16 protein-coding genes are annotated in these 18413 nt (G+C 61.6%); 9 read left to right on the top strand and 7 right to left on the bottom strand.

All coding sequences use genetic code 11. From position 1 onward, the window contains the following. Positions 1-20 precede the first annotated feature (20 nt). The 7 genes from ftsZ to ligA all read left to right on the top strand — a co-directional run bounded on the left by ftsZ (position 21) and on the right by ligA (position 10455). Positions 21-1772: a cell division protein FtsZ gene (ftsZ, locus tag FJQ55_RS11810; RefSeq protein WP_140828138.1), complete on the top strand. Its 1752-nt coding sequence runs from the start codon at positions 21-23 to the stop codon at positions 1770-1772. 259 nt (positions 1773-2031) lie between these two features. Continuing rightward, entirely contained in the window at positions 2032-2988 is a 957-nt protein-coding gene (gene lpxC, locus FJQ55_RS11805) for a UDP-3-O-acyl-N-acetylglucosamine deacetylase (RefSeq protein WP_140828135.1), read from the top strand. 235 nt (positions 2989-3223) lie between these two features. Continuing rightward, entirely contained in the window at positions 3224-4087 is an 864-nt protein-coding gene (locus tag FJQ55_RS11800) for an outer membrane protein assembly factor BamD (protein WP_062278987.1), read from the top strand. Positions 4088-4119: 32 nt separating this feature from the next. Continuing rightward, positions 4120-5793, top strand: coding sequence for a DNA repair protein RecN (gene recN / locus FJQ55_RS11795; RefSeq protein WP_140828132.1), 1674 nt, complete (start codon positions 4120-4122; stop codon positions 5791-5793). Positions 5794-5854: 61 nt separating this feature from the next. Beyond that, positions 5855-7303: a cardiolipin synthase gene (cls, locus tag FJQ55_RS11790; protein ID WP_140828130.1), complete on the top strand. Its 1449-nt coding sequence runs from the start codon at positions 5855-5857 to the stop codon at positions 7301-7303. Positions 7304-7376: 73 nt separating this feature from the next. Beyond that, positions 7377-8198: an endonuclease/exonuclease/phosphatase family protein gene (locus FJQ55_RS11785; RefSeq protein WP_140828127.1), complete on the top strand. Its 822-nt coding sequence runs from the start codon at positions 7377-7379 to the stop codon at positions 8196-8198. Positions 8199-8274: 76 nt separating this feature from the next. After that, positions 8275-10455, top strand: coding sequence for an NAD-dependent DNA ligase LigA (ligA, locus tag FJQ55_RS11780; protein WP_425467516.1), 2181 nt, complete (start codon positions 8275-8277; stop codon positions 10453-10455). Positions 10456-10459: 4 nt separating this feature from the next. On the opposite strand, the gene FJQ55_RS11775 is transcribed toward ligA, so the two are convergent. From FJQ55_RS11775 to FJQ55_RS11755, 5 genes are all read right to left on the bottom strand, one after another. Beyond that, positions 10460-11317, bottom strand: coding sequence for a GGDEF domain-containing protein (locus tag FJQ55_RS11775; protein WP_140828125.1), 858 nt, complete (start codon positions 11315-11317; stop codon positions 10460-10462). 246 nt (positions 11318-11563) lie between these two features. Then, positions 11564-11968: a TIGR02588 family protein gene (locus FJQ55_RS11770; RefSeq protein ID WP_140828123.1), complete on the bottom strand. Its 405-nt coding sequence runs from the start codon at positions 11966-11968 to the stop codon at positions 11564-11566. A gap of 10 nt (positions 11969-11978) precedes the next feature. Further along, positions 11979-12848, bottom strand: a complete 870-nt coding sequence (locus tag FJQ55_RS11765; protein WP_140828122.1) for a TIGR02587 family membrane protein — start codon at positions 12846-12848, stop codon at positions 11979-11981. A 159-nt stretch (positions 12849-13007) separates the two neighbouring features. After that, positions 13008-15101: a DEAD/DEAH box helicase gene (locus FJQ55_RS11760; RefSeq protein ID WP_140828121.1), complete on the bottom strand. Its 2094-nt coding sequence runs from the start codon at positions 15099-15101 to the stop codon at positions 13008-13010. A gap of 174 nt (positions 15102-15275) precedes the next feature. Next, positions 15276-15815, bottom strand: a complete 540-nt coding sequence (locus FJQ55_RS11755; protein ID WP_140828120.1) for a GNAT family N-acetyltransferase — start codon at positions 15813-15815, stop codon at positions 15276-15278. A gap of 259 nt (positions 15816-16074) precedes the next feature. On the opposite strand from FJQ55_RS11755, the gene FJQ55_RS11750 reads away from it, so the two are divergent. Continuing rightward, the gene (locus tag FJQ55_RS11750) at positions 16075-16719 is read left to right on the top strand and encodes a 3'-5' exonuclease (protein WP_140829256.1); all 645 of its coding nucleotides are present in this window, start codon (positions 16075-16077) and stop codon (positions 16717-16719) included. 45 nt (positions 16720-16764) lie between these two features. After that, positions 16765-17250, top strand: coding sequence for a CreA family protein (locus FJQ55_RS11745; protein WP_140828119.1), 486 nt, complete (start codon positions 16765-16767; stop codon positions 17248-17250). Positions 17251-17369: 119 nt separating this feature from the next. Here FJQ55_RS11745 and FJQ55_RS11740 read toward each other — a convergent pair whose 3' ends face one another. Next, on the bottom strand, positions 17370-17726 hold the full coding sequence (locus FJQ55_RS11740) for a hypothetical protein (RefSeq protein WP_140828117.1): 357 nt from the start codon (positions 17724-17726) through the stop codon (positions 17370-17372). Positions 17727-17948: 222 nt separating this feature from the next. Further along, positions 17949-18413 carry a chemotaxis protein CheW gene (locus tag FJQ55_RS11735; RefSeq protein ID WP_062278961.1) on the bottom strand — a complete coding sequence of 155 codons (465 nt, stop codon included), beginning with the start codon at positions 18411-18413 and terminating at the stop codon, positions 17949-17951.

Genomic DNA, 18413 nt, shown 5'->3' with positions numbered 1-18413 from the left:
AAAAAGAAGGAACGGGTACCATGACCATCAAGTTGCAGAAGCCAGATATCACTGAGCTGAAGCCACGCATCACCGTGTTCGGTGTCGGTGGCGGTGGCGGCAATGCCGTCAACAACATGATCACCGCTGGCTTGCAGGGCGTTGATTTCGTCGTCGCCAACACGGATGCCCAGGCGCTGACCATGACGAAGGCAGAGCGCATCATCCAGCTCGGCGTCAACGTCACCGAAGGTCTCGGCGCCGGTTCGCAGCCGGAAGTCGGTCGTGCCGCCGCCGAAGAGTGCATTGATGAAATCATCGATCATCTCAACGGCACCCATATGTGCTTCGTCACCGCCGGCATGGGTGGTGGTACCGGTACCGGTGCCGCTCCGGTCGTCGCCCAGGCGGCCCGCAATAAGGGCATCCTGACCGTCGGCGTCGTGACCAAGCCGTTCCACTTCGAGGGTCAGCGCCGCATGCGGCTTGCTGAATCCGGCATCGAGGAGCTGCAAAAATCGGTCGACACTCTGATTGTCATTCCGAACCAGAACCTCTTCCGTATCGCCAACGACCGGACGACCTTCGCCGACGCCTTCGCCATGGCAGACCAGGTTCTCTACTCGGGTGTTGCCTGCATCACCGACCTGATGGTCAAGGAAGGCCTGATCAACCTCGATTTCGCCGACGTCCGTTCCGTCATGCGCGAAATGGGCCGTGCGATGATGGGCACCGGCGAAGCATCGGGTGAAGGCCGCGCCATGCAGGCTGCCGAAGCTGCCATCGCCAATCCGCTGCTCGACGAAACCTCGATGAAGGGCGCCCAGGGCCTGCTGATCTCGATCACCGGTGGTCGTGACCTCACGCTTTTCGAAGTCGATGAAGCCGCAACCCGTATTCGCGAAGAAGTCGATCCGGACGCCAACATCATCCTCGGCGCCACCTTCGACGAAGCGCTCGAAGGCATCATCCGAGTCTCGGTGGTTGCCACCGGGATCGACCGCGCTGCACTCGCCTCCAAGGGGTTTGAAGCCGCGCCTCTGACGAAGCCCGTTATGCGTTCTTCCGCGGCCGTTGCTCCGGCACCGGCCGCATATCAGCCTGCAATGGCGCAGGCCCCCAAGCCGACCATGGATCCGGTCGCAGACACCATCCGTTCCGCTGAAGCCGAAATGGAACGCGAACTCGAAATCGCCGTCGCTCGCCAGTCGACTCTGAGCCAGCAGCAGCAGCCCGTTGCCCAGCCGGAATTCCGCCCTGCCAGCAAGCTTTTCTCCGCCCCGGCTCCGGAAGTCGCTCCGGCCCCGCAGATGATGCAGCCGATCGCTCCCGCGCCGGTCATGAGCCAGCCGGCTCCTGTCATGCAACAGCCGGCACCGGTCATGCAGGCGCCCGTTGCACCGGCACCGGTCATGGCCGAACCCCGCATGGCAGCCGAACCAGTCCGCATGCCGAAGGTGGAAGACTTCCCGCCGGTGCTGCGCGCCGAGATCGATCACCGCGCCCATCCGGCAGTCCCTGCTGCTCAGGAAGATCGCGGCCCGATGGGTCTGCTCAAGCGAATCACCAATTCGCTCGGCCGTCAGTCGGAAGAAGAGCCTGTCATGGGTGACATGACGGCTTCAGCTCCGGCAGCACCTCAGCAGCAGCGCCGTCCGCTCTCGGCGGAAGCCAGCCTCTACGCACCGCGTCGTGGCCAGTTGGACGACCTCGGTCGTGCAACGCCGGCTCGCGCCACGAGCGAAGACGATCAGCTGGAAATCCCGGCATTCCTCCGCCGCCAGACCAACTGAGTTACGGTTGGCCGCAGCCTTTCGAACCCGGGCCTCAGGCCCGGGTTTTCTCGTTTCAGGCCACCGCAATGCGGCTAAAATTCTTGATCTTTTTCAATTGCTTGACTTCGTTACAATGCGAAAGAAACAGTGATTTGGTAAAGACGGTGATGGCTCGTATGTATGAAATCGAAACAGGACCAGACTCGGTCCTTCTCGGATAACCTACAGCACATGAACGTATGACCGTTCCTGTGCCTCGCAGATCAGGACGACAGGAATGGCAATTGCCTTGCTCGGATTTCAGACCACGATCGCAGCGCCGCTTTCGCTGACAGGGATCGGGGTTCATTCGGGCCGAGAGGTGACGATCACCTTCCTTCCGGCGGAAGCCGGCAGTGGCATCACCTTCGTTCGGCAGCATGACGACGGTACGACCAGCGAATATCGTGCGGTATCAGCGCATGTCGGCAATACCGATCTCTGCACGGTGCTCGGCACCAATCCTGCGCATTCCATTGCGACCATCGAACATGTGATGGCGGCGATCTATGCGCTTGGCCTGGACAACCTCGTCATCGAGGTCGACGGTGCTGAAATGCCGATCATGGACGGCAGCTCGGAAGTCTTCATTGACGCGATTGAACAGGTGGGCATTACCAATCTGGGCGTGAAGCGTCGTTACATTCGGGTGACCAAGCCGGTCCGTATCGAAGCTGGGGCCTCCTGGGCGGAGTTTCGTCCCTATGATGGCACACGGTTTGAAGTCGAAATCGACTTCGACAGCAAGCTGATCGGTCGCCAGATGTGGGCGGGTGAACTGAATGCCGAAACCTTCAAGACGGAGTTGTCCCGGGCCCGCACCTTCGGCTTCATGCGCGATGTGGAGCGTCTTTGGGCTGCTGGTTTCGCACTCGGGTCGTCGCTTGAAAACTCTGTCGTCATCTCGGATGACGACAGCGTCATCAATGTCGAAGGCCTGCGCTACGAGAAGGACGAGTTCGTCCGTCACAAGACGCTTGATGCCGTCGGAGATCTTGCGCTTGCCGGTGCCCAGTTCATCGGCTGCTATCGTTCCTATCGTGGCGGCCACAAGCTGAACGCCAACGCGCTGAAGGCTCTTTTGAGCGACCCGACGGCCTATGAAGTCGTTGAAGCGCCGAGCCGCAACCACAAGGTTCGTGCCCGTGAGTTCGTGCCGGTTCATGTGCCGGAATTTGCGCCCTGGACAGCGTGAACGGGCGCCCGAACCTGTCCCGATCCTATCCGCGCCGGCTTTTCCCAAGAGCCGGCGTCGTCGTTTCTGCCGCAGGATCTTCGTCCAAGTCTGGTGCCTTGGTGACTTTCTCCCGTCCGCGCCACAAAAATGCGTTAAATCATCATCACTGCGTTGCCCTCATGCCGCTTTTGCGGCTAGAAACGCCATCTGAAAGCGACGGCTCACGGGCGGCGCTGCAATCGGGATCTTTCGAATGAGTCATGTAGGGTCGGTCGTTGTGAAGAAAGCCGCGCGTGTTGCTGGTCTCTGCGTCTTGATGTCGGTCGCGGGCATCGTTGCCGGTTGCCAGTCGGACCCGGATATCGACATCACCAAGCTCGCAGCCGAAACCGATCCGCCGGAGGTGCTCTACAATCAGGGCCTCGCCAACATCAAGGCCGGCAATATGAGCGAAGCGGCGCGCAAGTTCGACGCGGTCGATGCACAGCATCCCTTCTCCGAATGGTCGCGCAAGTCGCTGGTGATGAGTACCTTCACCAAGTATCGCCTGGGCCGTTATGCGGAGGCGATCACGACCGGCAACCGCTACATGAACCTCTATCCGAAGTCCGAAGATGCGGCCTATGCTCAGTATCTCGTCGGCCTTTCCTACTGGAAGCAGATCTCCAGCGTCACGCAGGACCAGAAGAATTCGGTCAAGACGATCGAGGCGATGCAGCGTGTGGTCAACGATTTCCCGGATTCGGAATATGTCGACGATGCGCAGGCGAAGATCCGATTCGCCCGCGACCAGCTCGCCGGTAAGGAAATGCAGGTTGGCCGCTACTACCTCGAGCGCAAGGAGTACCTGGCCTCCATCCAGCGTTTCCGCAATGTCGTCGAGCAATATCCGAACACCAACCAAATCGAAGAGGCACTGGCGCGTCTCGTCGAGGCCTATTATGCCATGGGCGTCGTTCAGGAAGCGCAGACAGCGGCTGCTGTGCTCGGACACAACTACCCCGACAGCCAGTGGTATGCCGATTCCTACAAGCTGCTGCAGCAGGGCGGCCTGGAGCCGCGTGAGAATTCCGGTTCATGGATCTCGCGCGCCGGACGTCAGTTGCTGGGAACCTGAGCCGGTTTCTACTCAAGTGAGATCGTGAGCCCATGCTGGTCCAGTTATCGATCCGCGATATCGTCCTGATCGAACGCCTGGATCTCGTCTTCGAAGCCGGTCTGTCCGTGCTGACGGGTGAAACGGGGGCGGGTAAATCCATCCTGCTTGACAGCCTGTCCCTCGCCCTTGGTGGGCGGGGTGATGGCTCACTGGTTCGTCACGGCGAGGACAAAGGGCAGGTGACGGCCGTCTTCGATGTTTCCGGCGGTCATGCGGCAAGAGCCCTTCTGAAGGGCAATGGCGTCGATGACGACGGCGACCTGATCTTCCGGCGAGTTCAATCTGCTGATGGCCGTACCCGCGCCTATATCAACGACCAGCCGGTCAGCGTCCAGCTAATGCGACAGGTCGGTCAGTTGCTGGTCGAAATCCATGGCCAGCACGACGACCGGGCGCTGACGGATACCGATGCCCACCGCATGTTGCTCGATGCCTTTGCCGGCCTGACGGACGAAGTCGTGACGCTGGGGGAGAGCTATCGCCGTTGGCGCGAGGCCGAGCGTGGCTTCAAGACGCACAAGGCCAAAGTTGAGGCCGCAGCACGGGAAGCCGACTATCTCCGGTCCTCCGTCGAGGAACTGGAAACGCTCTCGCCGCAGGACGGCGAAGAGGACGATCTGGCCGAGCGCCGGTCGCGTATGCAGAAGTCCGAGCGAATCGCCGGCGATATTTCCGAAGCTTCCGATTTCCTCAACGGCAACGCCTCGCCGGTGCCCCATATCGCCTCGCTGATGCGCAGGTTGGAGCGCAAGAGCCATGAGGCCCCCGGACTGCTGGAAGAGACCGTACAGCTCCTGGGATCGGCCCTGGACACGCTGTCTGCCGCTCAGATGGAGGTCGAGGTGGCCCTGCGGCGCACCGAGTTCGACCCGCGCGAGTTGGAGCGGGTGGAAGAGCGATTGTTTGCTCTCCGTGCGGCGGGCCGCAAATACGCGGTGGCTGTCGCGGATCTTCCGGCGCTTGCCGAAAAGATGGTGACCGATCTCGCCGATCTCGATGCGGGCGAGGAGCGGCTCGGCCAACTGGAGGCGGCCGTTCGCGAAACACGGGCGCATTACGATCATCTTGCTCTTCAGCTATCGGACAAGCGCCGTCATGCGGCGTCCGCGCTCGGCGATGCTGTCATGGCCGAACTCCCGGCGCTGAAGCTCGAAAGGGCGTGTTTCATGGTCGAGGTTTCCACGGATGCCGAGGGGGCATCTGCCGAGGGAATCGACACCGTCGAATTCCATGTACAGACGAATCCGGGTACGCGGCCGGGGCCGATCATGAAGGTCGCGTCCGGCGGCGAGTTGTCGCGCTTCTTGCTCGCACTCAAGGTGGCGCTTGCCGACCGCGGCTCCGCGCCGACGCTGGTCTTCGACGAAATCGATACCGGTGTGGGTGGCGCGGTTGCAGACGCCATCGGTCAGCGACTGAAGCGGCTTTCCGATCGGGTGCAGGTGTTGTCAGTCACACATGCGCCGCAGGTGGCAGCACGCGCCTCGACGCATTTCCTGATATCCAAAGGACCGGCTGGCGATGCCGGCGACAAGATCGCGACGCGGGTGGCCGTGATGGAGCCGGAGCATAGGCGCGAGGAAATCGCCCGCATGCTCGCCGGCGCGTCGGTAACCGAGGAAGCGCGTGCGGCGGCCGCCAAGCTCCTTGCCGGCGAGACGTAATCGAACCGATCTCCCCGTGTTTCGTTGCAGTCCTGAGTAAAACCCGTTTCGCTGGACCCTCATGTTTGCCGTGATCGAAACCTATTGGGCCGAGACCCTTGCCGTGCTCTCCGTCGTGCTCGGCACGGTCGCGGCGATCCATGCGGCCATGACCAAGCGCGAAGTCCGCTCGGCGCTCGGCTGGGTGGGGGTGATCATTCTATCGCCGCTGGTCGGCGCTCTCATCTATGCTGTGGCCGGCATCAACCGCATCCGACGCAAATCGCTGATGTCTCGACGGGCGCTGGCGCTGGACGAGATCTGGCGCAGCCTGTCGCAGTTCGCCATCAGCCGGGAACAGGTGATCGCGACCTTCGGTGTGCGATTCGGCCAGATGAAGCTGCTTGGGGATCGGGTTACCCGGCATCCCCTGTCGTCCGGCAACAGCATTGTACTTCTGTCGTCCGGCGAACAGACATTTGATGCCATGTGCGCGGCGATCGACGCCGCTGCGTGCAGCATCATTCTGGAGACGTATATCTTCGACCGTGATGCTGTGGGACGGCGCGTGGCCGATTGCCTGATCGCAGCGCACCGCCGCGGGGTGAGTGTGCGCGTGCTGGTGGATGCCGTGGGGGCGCGATACAGCGTCCCGAGCATCATCGGTTATCTGGAAGACAATGGCGTGCCTGTCGCGAGCTTCAATGGGCAGGTCATCATGGGGCTGCGGCTGCCTTATGCGAACCTGCGCACACACAGGAAGATCCTCGTCGTTGACGGCGCCGTCGCCTTTGTCGGGGGCATGAACATCCGGGCCGGCTTTACCGGACCCGAGGCGGCGCGGGACACGCATTTCCGGATCACCGGGCCGGTGGTGGCGGACATTCTTGCGGTTGCGGCCGAGGATTGGCATTTCGAGACGAAGGAGGTTCTTCTGTCGCCAGCCTGGAGCATTCGGCTTGAAGGTGCGATGCCGGGCGAGGGGACCGCAGTGCGGGCTGTGGTCTCGGGGCCGGACGCGCATCTGGAGACCAATCACCGGCTGCTGATGGGCGCTTTTTCCGTCGCCGAGCGAACTATCCGGATCGTCTCGCCCTATTTCTTGCCGGATACGACCTTCATCGCCGCGCTCAACACTGCGGCCCGCCGGGGCGTTCAGGTCGAGATCGTGGTGCCGGCGAAGAACAATCTGGCCATCGTCGCGCGTGCGATGATGGCGCAGTTCGACCAGGTCCTTCGGGAGGGATGCCGGGTCTACATGGCAGAGGGGCCATTCGATCACTCCAAGCTGATGGTGGTCGACGAGCAGTGGTGCTTCGTCGGCTCGTCCAATCTCGATTCGCGGTCGCTTCGGCTGAATTTCGAAATCGACTTGGAGGTCTACGATCCTGATCTCGCCGCCCAGATCGGTGCGCGTATCGATGCGACGTTGACGACGGCTCAAGAACTGACCAGCGACATGCTGAGGGCGCGTCCATTCTGGTTGCGGCTGATCGATCGTTTATTCTGGCTGGGATCGCCCTATCTCTGAAGAAGCGCCGCTTTCGGGCGGCTGCGTGAGACTTCAAGCCTTGCGTCTGACGACGCGCAACTGACGAGGTTCCATGAAGACGAGCAGACCGAGCCTGGCGCGTACGATGATGACCTCCTTGCGCAACCGGCGCCAACGTCCGGAGGGTGCTGCCACGGGCCAACCCGGCGACGGGGTCATGACGGTCGCTTCCTACAACGTGCATAAATGTGTCGGCACCGACGGGCGTTTCGACCCGGGGCGGATCATCGATGTGATCCAGGAAATGCGGCCAGACGTGATCGCGCTGCAAGAAGCTGACCAGCGCTTTGGCGAGCGGTCGGGCCTGCTCGATCTCAACCGGTTGCGGCTGGAGACGGGCTTGCTGCCGGTTCCGGTGATGAGCGGGGCAAAGTCGCATGGATGGTGTGGCAATGTGCTCTTGTTTCGCGAGGGGATAGTCGAAGACGTGCACCAGGTGTCGCTGCCGGGGCTTGAGCCACGTGGGGCGCTGGTAGCGGAAATCGAATTGCAGGGGCGGGAAGGCCGATCGGGCCTGAGGGTGATAGCGGCCCATCTCGGCCTGATGCGCTGGGCCAGACGGCAGCAGGCGGATTTCATTCTCGACATCCTGCAGTCTCGCAGCGAGCGGCCGACGCTGCTGATGGGGGACTTCAACGAATGGCGGCTGGGGCCGGGTTCGGCACTCACCCGGCTGGAGCCGGTGTTCGGGCCGCTACCGCCGCCGATCCCCAGCTTCCCCGCTCGGTTGCCCGTCCTGTCTCTCGACCGTATCTTGGCCAATCGCACGGGACTGATCACCGATATCACCGTGCATGACACGCCCCTGGCGCGGATGGCGTCTGATCATCTGCCGCTCACCGCACGGGTGGATTTGAAGAGCCTGAAGGATTGAGGAGAGAGTGGTTGAGACGGCTTTTCATTCCGGGAATTTCGATTAAGACCGTCGGGAAACGCATTCGGAGAACGGCATGAGCACGAATTTGGGCACGGATTTGGCCGCGGGCGCAGTAGCAGTCGAGGACCTGACGGAAGACCAGGCCAGGGCCGAGCTGCAACGGCTGTCGGCCGAAATCGCTCATCACGATGCGCTCTATCATGGCAAGGATCAGCCGGAGATATCTGACGCGGACTACGATGCGCTGAAGCGGCGCAACGACGCGATCGAGGCGCAGTTTCCGCAACTGGTCAGAACCGACAGCCCGTCGCAGCGTGTCGGTGCTGCACCCGCCGGCATCTTTGCCCAGGTCGTGCACGCCCGGCCGATGCTCTCGCTCGACAACGCCTTTTCCGACGAGGATGTCCAGGATTTCGTCGGGTCAGTCTATCGCTTCCTCGGGCAGATCCCCGACGGCTCCATTGCTTTCACCGCAGAGCCGAAGATCGACGGCTTGTCGATGTCGCTGCGCTACGAGAACCGCAAGCTGGTGACGGCCGCCACGCGCGGCGATGGCACGACCGGTGAAAACGTCACGGCCAATATCCGCACGATCAAGGAAATTCCGGAGGAACTGCCCGCGGATGCACCCGATGTGGTGGAGGTGCGCGGCGAAGTCTACATGGCGAAGTCGGATTTCCTGGCGCTCAATGCGCAGATGGAGGCGGAGGGCAAACAGCCCTACGTGAACCCGCGCAACACGGCTTCCGGTTCTCTGCGCCAGCTCGATGCGAAGGTGACGGCGAGCCGCAAGCTGCGCTTCTTTGCCTATGCCTGGGGCGAGATGAGCACGATGCCGGCCGAGACGCAGTCAGGCATGGTCGAGGTGTTTCAGCGCTGGGGCTTCCCGGTCAATCCATTGACGCGGCGTCTAACGTCGGTTGAGGAGATCATTGGCCATTACCGCGATATTGGTCTCAAGCGCGCCGACCTCGACTACGACATCGATGGTGTCGTCTATAAGGTTGACCGGCTAGATCTTCAGGCCAGGCTCGGTTTCCGCTCGCGCTCGCCGCGCTGGGCGACGGCACACAAGTTTCCCGCCGAACAGGCTTTCACCACGGTCGAAGCGATCGACATTCAGGTCGGCCGTACTGGGGCACTGACGCCTGTCGCGCGGCTGACGCCCGTGACCGTCGGCGGTGTGGTGGTCACTAATGCCACGCTGCACAATGCCGATTACATCGAGGGCATCGGCAATGCCGGCCAACGTATTCGCGAGGAAGGACACGACATCCGGATCGGTGACACGGTCATCGTGCAGCGCGCCGGCGACGTTATTCCGCAGGTTCTCGACGTGGTCATGGAGAAGCGACCGGAAAAAACGTCGAAGTATATCTTCCCGACGCAGTGCCCGGTCTGTGGAAGCCATGCCGTGCGCGAGAAGAACGAGAAGACGGGCAAACTCGATTCCGTCACCCGCTGCACAGGTGGCTTCGTGTGCCGGGCGCAGGCGGTCGAACACATCAAACATTTCGTCTCGCGCAACGCCTTCGATATAGAAGGTCTCGGCACGAAGCAGGTCGACTTCTTCTTTGAAAGCGATGACCCGGCGCTGATGATCCGGACCGCCCCTGACATCTTCACGCTGAAGGAACGGCAGGAAAGGTCGCTGACGAAGCTTGAGAATATCGAAGGCTTTGGCCGTGTCAGCGTCCGAAAACTGTTCGAAGCAATTGATGCACGACGGGAGATTGCGCTCCATCGTTTCATCTTCGCGCTCGGCATCCGCCATGTCGGCGAGACGACTGCCAAACTGCTGTCCCGCTCCTATGGCTCGTACCGCGTCTTTGCCGAAGGCATGGAAGCGGCCGCACCGAAATTCGGGGATGCCTGGAACGAGTTGAATGCTATCGAGGGGATCGGTGAAGTGGTGGCGGCCTCCATCGTCGAGTTCTTCAAAGAACCGCGCAATCTGGAGGTGGTTCAGCGCCTGCTGGCCGAAGTGCGGCCGCTCGATGCGGAGGCCCCGGTCGCCAGCGACAGTCCAGTTGCGGGCAAGACCGTCGTCTTTACCGGCTCGCTCGAACGCTTTACCCGCGACGAAGCCAAGGCACGCGCGGAGGGGCTTGGCGCCAAGGTCGCTGGCTCGGTTTCAAAAAAGACGGATTACGTGGTCGCTGGTCCAGGTGCCGGTTCCAAACTCGATAAAGCACGGGAACTGGCTGTCGCCGTGATGACGGAAGACGAGTGGCTGGCGCTGATCGGGGGATGATCGCTCACGCAGCAGTAAACGTTGCGTCGGCGTGGTCGAGAATGGCGCCGTAGATCGGCTGGTCGGAGGGCATGCTGCGGGTGGCGTCGCGTTCGTGATAGAGGCGGTTTCGGCCGGCGCTCTTGGCGAGATACAGGGCGTGGTCGGCGGCGGCGTAGACGGCCGAGAAGTCGCGGGTCGGCGAGAAATCGGCAATGCCGCCGGAGACGGTGACCGAGATCGTCTGCTGTATGCTGTCGATCGGACGGGCGGCGACGGCGCGGCGCAGCTTTTCGGCGGTCTGCATCATCTCGCCGTGGTCGAGATCGCAAAACAGCACTGCAAATTCCTCGCCTCCGACGCGGGCTGCAAGATGCGGCTCCTTGATGTGTTCGCGCAGCGTGTGTGCGACCGCGACGATGACATCATCACCCGCCAGATGGCCGTAGCGATCGTTGACCTGCTTGAAGCGGTCGATATCGAGGATGAGCAGATGTCCGTGCTCCACTTTCGAAATGTCAGCAATGAAGGCGCGGCGGTTGAGGAGGCCCGAGAGCATGTCGTGACGGCTCTGGTGCTGGAATTCGCGCCGCGTGCGGGCGAGGTGAATGACCGCATAACCCATATACATGGACGAGAGCATGGTCAGGCTATAGGCGACGATGATGGAAATGCCGCAGCCGATGATCAGATCATGGATCAGCGGATTGCGCAGGATGCCGAGCGACCATAGGACGATCAACAGGCCTGCGACCATGAGGCAGGCGATGATCGAGGTGCGGATGGAGAGCCGTGTGCCGAACCGGATGACCGGCGCCCAATTGTCGAACTCCGTCAAGCCGATGTCGCGGATGACCCAGGATTCAATCTGTTGCTTCAGCATCGGATTCTGCCCAGTTCTCTTAAAGTGTTCGCGTCAGATTGAGTTCATGCTGAAAGAAGTCTGCCGACGTTCGAGGGCGACATTCGCATGCAGTGTCTGTCAGCGGGCGAAGCTTTATTCTACCTTACTGTCGCTGTGTGCGCCTTGATGCACTTCAAGCGTGTAGTATTTGTAACCCTTCAAAAATTAAGTTTCCATGAAGGTGTAACTTAAGATTGCGTTGTTGCCAATTTCGGTCTGTTACCTCTATGGCTCGGTGAAACCGACGGCCCGGATGCTGAGCGCGAGGCGAGCGGGGTCGTTTTCGAAGATGACTGCGCCGCGTGCAGTGGAGCCTGCAGCGACATAGTCAAAGGTCACTTCCGCTTCCTCAACGAGACGGGCCTGTTGCGACAGTTGCGCGCGGACTTCGACGCCCGCCGCCGCGAGTGTTGCCCTGTTGCGCAGTTCGAAGACGACCTGGAAGCCAGTCGCGACCTTTTCCGCCGAGACGACGCGCGCGACCAGTTCTGGCTGGCGATCGTCCGTCGTCCAGATATCCACGGCGAGCCAGCCGATGACGGCGCAGATGGCGGCGAGCGAGACAAGGCCGGTCAGCCATTCAATCCAGTGGGGCCGCAGCTGTTCGATATTGTTGGGATTTGAACTCATGACGGGGACCTCACAATATCAGCCGGGCTGCGGCCGCGCCGACGGCAGCGGGAAAAGCCAGCACGATCACGACCAGCAGGGCCTCGATGGCAGCCATTCCGTCGAGCCGCTCGAAAGTCCAGAGGGCATAAAGGCTGACGGCGAGGGCAACCACGTAGCCGGGCAGGGTAAAGCGGATGAAGGCGTGCCAACGCGGCTCGTCCTGCTGAAGGGAATGGCTTCCGCGGAAGGCGAGCGCATAGACGAAACCGTGCATCAGCAGGATGGAAATCACCGCGAGCGCCAGAGCATGCCAGGGCGTCATCTTGTAGGCGAGCAGGATCATCTCTTCGGTCGGGGCGAGATTCAGGGAGAGAAACAGCGCGCCGACGGCCATCATGAACAGTTCGGTGGCGTAACTCGTGCCGGGCTTTTCCTCCCGCTCGTCTTCATTGTCGCCATCCTCGTCGTCGTCATCGGACATGCTGAGCTGGCTGCGGCCGAGCATGGCGCCGATGCTCGCGGGCACGGCCTGGACCGCGACCATGCCGATCCACTGGTCCGGCGGCATGTCGATGGTGACGACCCCGAGCAGGACGAGGATCGCGGCGCTCGCGATAATGCCCATGCCATAGGCGACGATCGCGTCACGGGCGGATTGCGTCCAGGTGGCGGTATGTTCGAAGCCGATGCGGTGAGAGAGTACCAAAAGCAGCGGCATGTTGAGGATCAAGAGGAGCAGCAGCCGTTCCCGCGACATGTAAAAGCCGAGGAACCACATCTCCATCGTCATCAACATCGGAATCGAAAAGAGCAGCGCGCCGGCAAAGCCGCGGGCAATGCCCCTCAGAAAAGCGTCGACGTCCGTGCGTGTCGTCTGCCGTGTCTGTGTCGAAGCCATTGTTCCACCTTGCCCTGCCCGCCGACAATGCGGGAGGGAAAGATGTTGTTCCATCAGAGACTGACTAAACTGTGCCGACTGTCGAGATCAGCGGCGAGACAGATGATGGCCGGCTCGGGGCCGGCCTTCTCTTGCCCGGCGATGCTGCCGGCTTACCGGTCAACCCTTGGGCTTGAAAGTCTTCTTCTTCTGTCCGCCTGTACCACCGCGGTCATCGAACTTGCCCTTGGGCTTACCAGCGTAAGCAGGCTTGTCACCCTTCGGCTTGCCAGCCCAATCGGGCTTGGCCGACTTCTCCCAGGCGTTGGAGGCACCCTTCGGCTTCTTGAAGGCAGGCTTGGCGGGGGCATCGCCCCAGACTTCAGCGTCGGTTGCGGCCATCGAGTCGCGCGGTGCGCGGGCCGGGGCCTCGTCCTTGCGGGCATAGGGCTTCTTGTCACCGTAGGCCGGCTTGTCACCGTAGGGCTTCTTGTCGCCAAAGGACTTTTTGTCGCCATATGGCTTCTTATCACCATAGGCCTTCTTCTCGCCGAAGGGCTTCTTTTCGGCGTTGGGATGACGTTCCCCTTCTTCGCGTGGCGGGCGGGCGGGACGTTCTTTCGGAGCGGCGTTGAAATTCGGCATGCCCGGCAAGCGCTGCACGGTGATGCCGCGCTCAAGCGCGGCATTGGGGCCAAGAGCTGCGACGAAGGTGTCGAGGCCGCTTTCGGAGATCTCGATAAAGGTCTCCTCCTGCTGCATCTTGATCGCGCCGATTTCGTTCTTGGTGATGTTGCCGTTGCGGCAGAGCATCGGGATCAGCCAGCGCGGCTCGGCGTTCTGGCGACGACCGACCGACACCGAGAACCAGACGCTTGGGCCGAACTCGCTGCGCGGCTTGGTGGCGGCGCTGGACGGGTTTGCATAGTCCGGCTCGCGCTGCTTGCGCACGGCTTCGGGGTTGACGGGAATGAGATCTTCCGGGGCCGATCGATTGCCACGCTGCAGGCGCAGGAAAGCGGCGGCGACCTGTTCGGCTCCATGGGTTTCGAGCAGGGTCGCGACCATGGCGCTTTCGTCTTCGCCGATCGGCTGTGTCAGCGACGGATCAGCCATCAGCCTTTCGTCGTCGCGGGCCATGACTTCGTCGGCCGAGGGCGGAAGTGCCCAGGTCGGACGGACATTGGCGCCACCGAGCAGACGCTCGGCCTTGCGGCGGGCGCTGTTCGGCACGATGAGGGCGGAGACGCCCTTGTTGCCGGCGCGGCCGGTGCGGCCAGAGCGGTGTAGAAGGGTTTCCGAATTGGTCGGCAGGTCTGCGTGGATGACGAGTTCGAGGCCTGGCAAGTCGATGCCTCGGGCGGCGACGTCGGTTGCGATGCAAACGCGGGCGCGGCCGTCGCGCATGGCCTGCAGCGCGTGGGTGCGCTCGTTCTGCGACAGTTCGCCTGACAGTGCCACGACCGAGAAGCCGCGATTGTGCAGGCGGGCGGTGAGGTGATTGACGGCTGCCCGGGTCGAGCAGAACACGATGGCATTGCGCGCCTCATAGAAGCGCAGAACATTGATGATGGCGTTTTCGCGGTCGGGATTGGCGACCATCAGCGCACGATATTCAATGTCGACGTGCTGCTTCGTTTCCGACACCGTTTCGATGCGGCGGGCATCGCGCTGGTAGCTCTTGGCGAGATCGGCGATGGAACGCGACACGGTGGCCGAGAACATCATGGTACGGCGATCGTCTGGCGATTCTTCAAGAATGAATTCCAGGTCTTCGCGGAAACCGAGATCGAGCATCTCGTCGGCCTCGTCGAGCACGACGACCTTCAGTTCAGACAGATCCAGTGCGCGGCGGGTGATATGGTCACGTAGCCGGCCCGGGGTGCCGACGATGATATGGGCACCGCGTTCTAGCGCGCGCCGCTCGTTGCGGATGTCCATGCCGCCGACGCAGGAGCCGATGATGGCGCCGGTTTCCGCGTAAAGCCATTCCAGTTCGCGCTGGACCTGCATGGCCAGTTCACGGGTGGGGGCAATTGCGAGGGCCAGCGGCTTTCCGGCGCGGCCGAAGCGTGCTTCGCCCTCCAGAAGGGTGGGTGCCATGGCGAGACCGAAGGCCACCGTCTTGCCAGACCCGGTCTGGGCGGACACGAGTGCGTCACGGCCCAGCAGCTCGGGGTCGATCATGGCTTCCTGAACGGGGGTCAGGGTTTCATAGCCACGCTTGCGCAAGGCCTCGGCAATCGCCGGGACGATGGCGTCAAAATTCGTCATGCATTTGTCTTTCGAAAGTGATGGATGGTGCGGGCACAGGCGCCGCGCCCGCCGAGTGCGGGTATGTTGGCGCCGTTCCTACCCGGAACCTCCGCAAAAGTACAGGGGGCCGGGCTGAAAAGGCGGGAGATGGTGAAGGCGCCGGCACAATGACGCCAGACGCCCTCAATGGCTTCACTTGCGCAACCGCGCCATGCCGAAGACATCGGCATAGGCGCCGGCGCGAAAGGCATAGGCCCGGTGTACACCTTCCGTTTCAAATCCGAAGGACTGGTAAAGGGTCACGGCCGCGTGGTTGTCGCAGAAGACCGTTAGCTCCAACCGATGCAGGTTGAGCCATTCGTCGGATATCGCGACGATTTCGCCGAGCAGGGCGCGGCCGATGCCGCGGCGCTGGTAGGCGTCGTGGACACCCATCCCGACGGTGGCCGTGTGACTACGGCGTCCATTGGCGCGGACAAGGCCAATATCCCCGACCACCATTTCATCCATCACCGCGACCATAAAGATCCCGTCACCGCGCGGCTGTTCAAGGAATCTGCGGACCTCCTCAGCCGATTGATAAGGCAGACGCAGGGTGCCGGCGCGGTAGCCGGGTAGATTGTGAAAATCCGCAATCTGCTGAGCGTCTGCGGGCGTGGCAGGTCTGATGACCAGTCCCTGAGGCCACGCTACTGCGGAGGAAACAGGGGGAAGACTGTGAAGTTGAGGCATAGGCTCTTTCTCGATCGGTGGAGAGAGCCGGTTTGTCCTGCAACCCCGGCTGTCTCGCAGGGTTGCCGGGGAATGACTTGCGGCCGATCAGGCCATAAAGACACGCCCAGCGCCCTGAAACAGGACGACGGTGAGCATGGTCACGAGAAGGGCCGATCGTGCAAACGTCATGCGCCAAAGCTGCTGGCAGATCGCCTGCCTGTCAAGGGTTGTGGTCGGAGCGGTTGCTCGAATCTTCTCGTCGGTCTATGCCCGTTGCATGTTCACCACGACACCTCTCGCCGAGCGTGCGATCGCCATCGATTTCGAAACTGCCACGGAGGCGCGCGCAAGTGCCTGCTCCATCGGCCTCGCCTTTATTGAGAACGGCTTGGTGGTGCGGGTCGAGGAGCGGCTCATCCGGCCGCCGGGCAACAGATTTTCGCCGTTCAACACGGCTATCCACGGCATCAGGCCCGAACACGTCGCCTTCGCGCCGGAATTTCCCGACGTGATGGCGGAGTTCTTCGATGATTTCGAAGGCGCAACGCTGGTCGCCCACAACGCCGCCTTCGACTTTTCGGTGATCCGCGCCAGTCTCGATCTCTATGGAATGGCCTATCCGGAATTCTCCTATCTGTGCAGCGTCAAGCTCGCCCAGCGTCACTGGCCGGACCTCGGTTCACACCGACTAAACGTGCTGGCGGCGCATCTTGGGCTCTCGTTCCAGCACCATAACGCTGCGGAAGACGCGCGAATCTGCGCAGAGGCCTGTCTGGCCATGGCGGCGGAAGCGGGGGCGACGGGTCTAATCGATCTCGCGAGTCGTCTCGCGCTCAATCCCGGCCGGATCCATCGCGGCGGTTATGATGCCTGCTCGTTTGCCCGCAAGCCAAAGCGAACGGCTGTTGCCTTGCAAGGCTGATGCGGCGACTTATCTAGAGGCTATCGATCACAAAGGAGTGAGGTCATGTCTCGTCGACTGTTCATCATCGCTGCCCTTGCCGCCGGCATCGCAGCCCCCGCTGTTGCGGAAGTCGTCGGAAAGGTCGGTGTCGACTGGGTCGGCAATGACATCGTCGTCGAGGCCGTCACGGATCCTGAGGTGAAGGGCGTCACCTGCCACGTGACCTATTTTGACCGCTCGATCATCGATCGACTGAGCAAGGGCAACTGGTTCGAGGACCCGTCCAACAATTCCATCGCATGCCGCCAGACGGGTCCGATCGAGATCGGCAAGATCGATCTGTCGGAAGAGGGCGAGGAGGTGTTTCGCGAGGGGCGCTCGATTATCTGGAAGTCTCTGGTCGTCAATCGCATCTATGACAAGACGAATGACACGCTGATCTATCTGGCGCATTCCCGCCAGGTGGTGGAGGGATCGGCCAAGATGTCGATTTCTACCGTGCCCTTGTTCAACCAGAACGTCACCTGGGCGAATGGCAAGCCGAACTAAGGTACTTCTTGTCGGTCAACGTGGCGATTGATCGTCTGCACTCAAACCGTCTGCACTCATGGAGAACGCCCTGGAACCAGAAGTTCCAGGGCGTCTTTGCTTGGTCTGCAATCGGTCTGTTACTTGATGTAGACGACCTTGCCACCGTTGGCGGCCGTTTCGACGAGGACCACATTGGTAAGCTGGACATTTTTCGCGTCGAGGGCGGCAACCAGGGTGGGATCGTTCTGGAGTTCGGCCTGCGCCTCTGCCATGGCCGTCTCGCTCTTCGAAAGCCGCTCGATCTTGGTGAACTTCTCACGCGTGCTCTCGTCATTGAGCGAGCTCATCTGCACGATGGTGAGGCCTTCGGTCATAGTCGTCGAGCCGGTCGTGGTCGAATCCACCATGGGGGTGGTCGCCTGAGCCAAGGCAGCGCCGGTCGCCGGGGCAATGGACATAGCACCGGCGAGAGCGAGCTTTACAGCAGAATTCATGGTGTTTCTCCTTGTTTTCGTTGTAAAAACTTCCCTTGGTCGGAAGCCATGGAGAAACGTGACGATGCGCCGTCCGTTCCATCAAAAAAACGGCCGGTGAAAATAACCAAATAGTGAGCGTCAATCACAGCCGAAAGCGCGACTGGCTGTCGGCCAATCGCGCTGCGAGCTTTCAGATCCGCCCTTGGGACCGGAGCGGATGTCTCGGGAAGAGCAGTCGGCTCAGGCAGCCTGAGCCAGTTCGTCGGCGATCACGGTGTCGAGGTTGAGGAAGCAGACCATCGACTTTTCGAGGGCAACGATACCGCGGCAGAAGGCGCGCTGGGCTTCCGGGATGATTTCCGGTGCCGGCTGCAGGTCTTCGGAACGGATCGTCATCATGTCTGAGACCTGTTCGACCAGAAGCCCGACCAGCTTACCGGCGATATCGGTCACGATGATCGCGGCGCGTTCGGACGGTTCGGTCATTTTCATGCCCAGACGGCACGCCATGTCGATGACAGGAATGACGGCGCCGCGCAGGTTGATCAGGCCAAGCACGTAAGGCGGCGTGTGCGGCATCGGGGTCACAGGCGCCCAGCCGCGGATTTCCCGGATCGCCATGATGTCGATGCAGAATTCTTGATCGCCGAGATGGAAGGATACGATTTCGAGATACGCACCCGACTGTTTGATAGCATTGCTCAT

It is taken from the genome of Rhizobium glycinendophyticum, assembly GCF_006443685.1.
Taxonomy (GTDB): domain Bacteria; phylum Pseudomonadota; class Alphaproteobacteria; order Rhizobiales; family Rhizobiaceae; genus Allorhizobium; species Allorhizobium glycinendophyticum.
The sequence above is the reverse complement of the archived record's forward strand: the minus strand, read 5'-3'. Positions and strand labels throughout refer to the sequence as shown.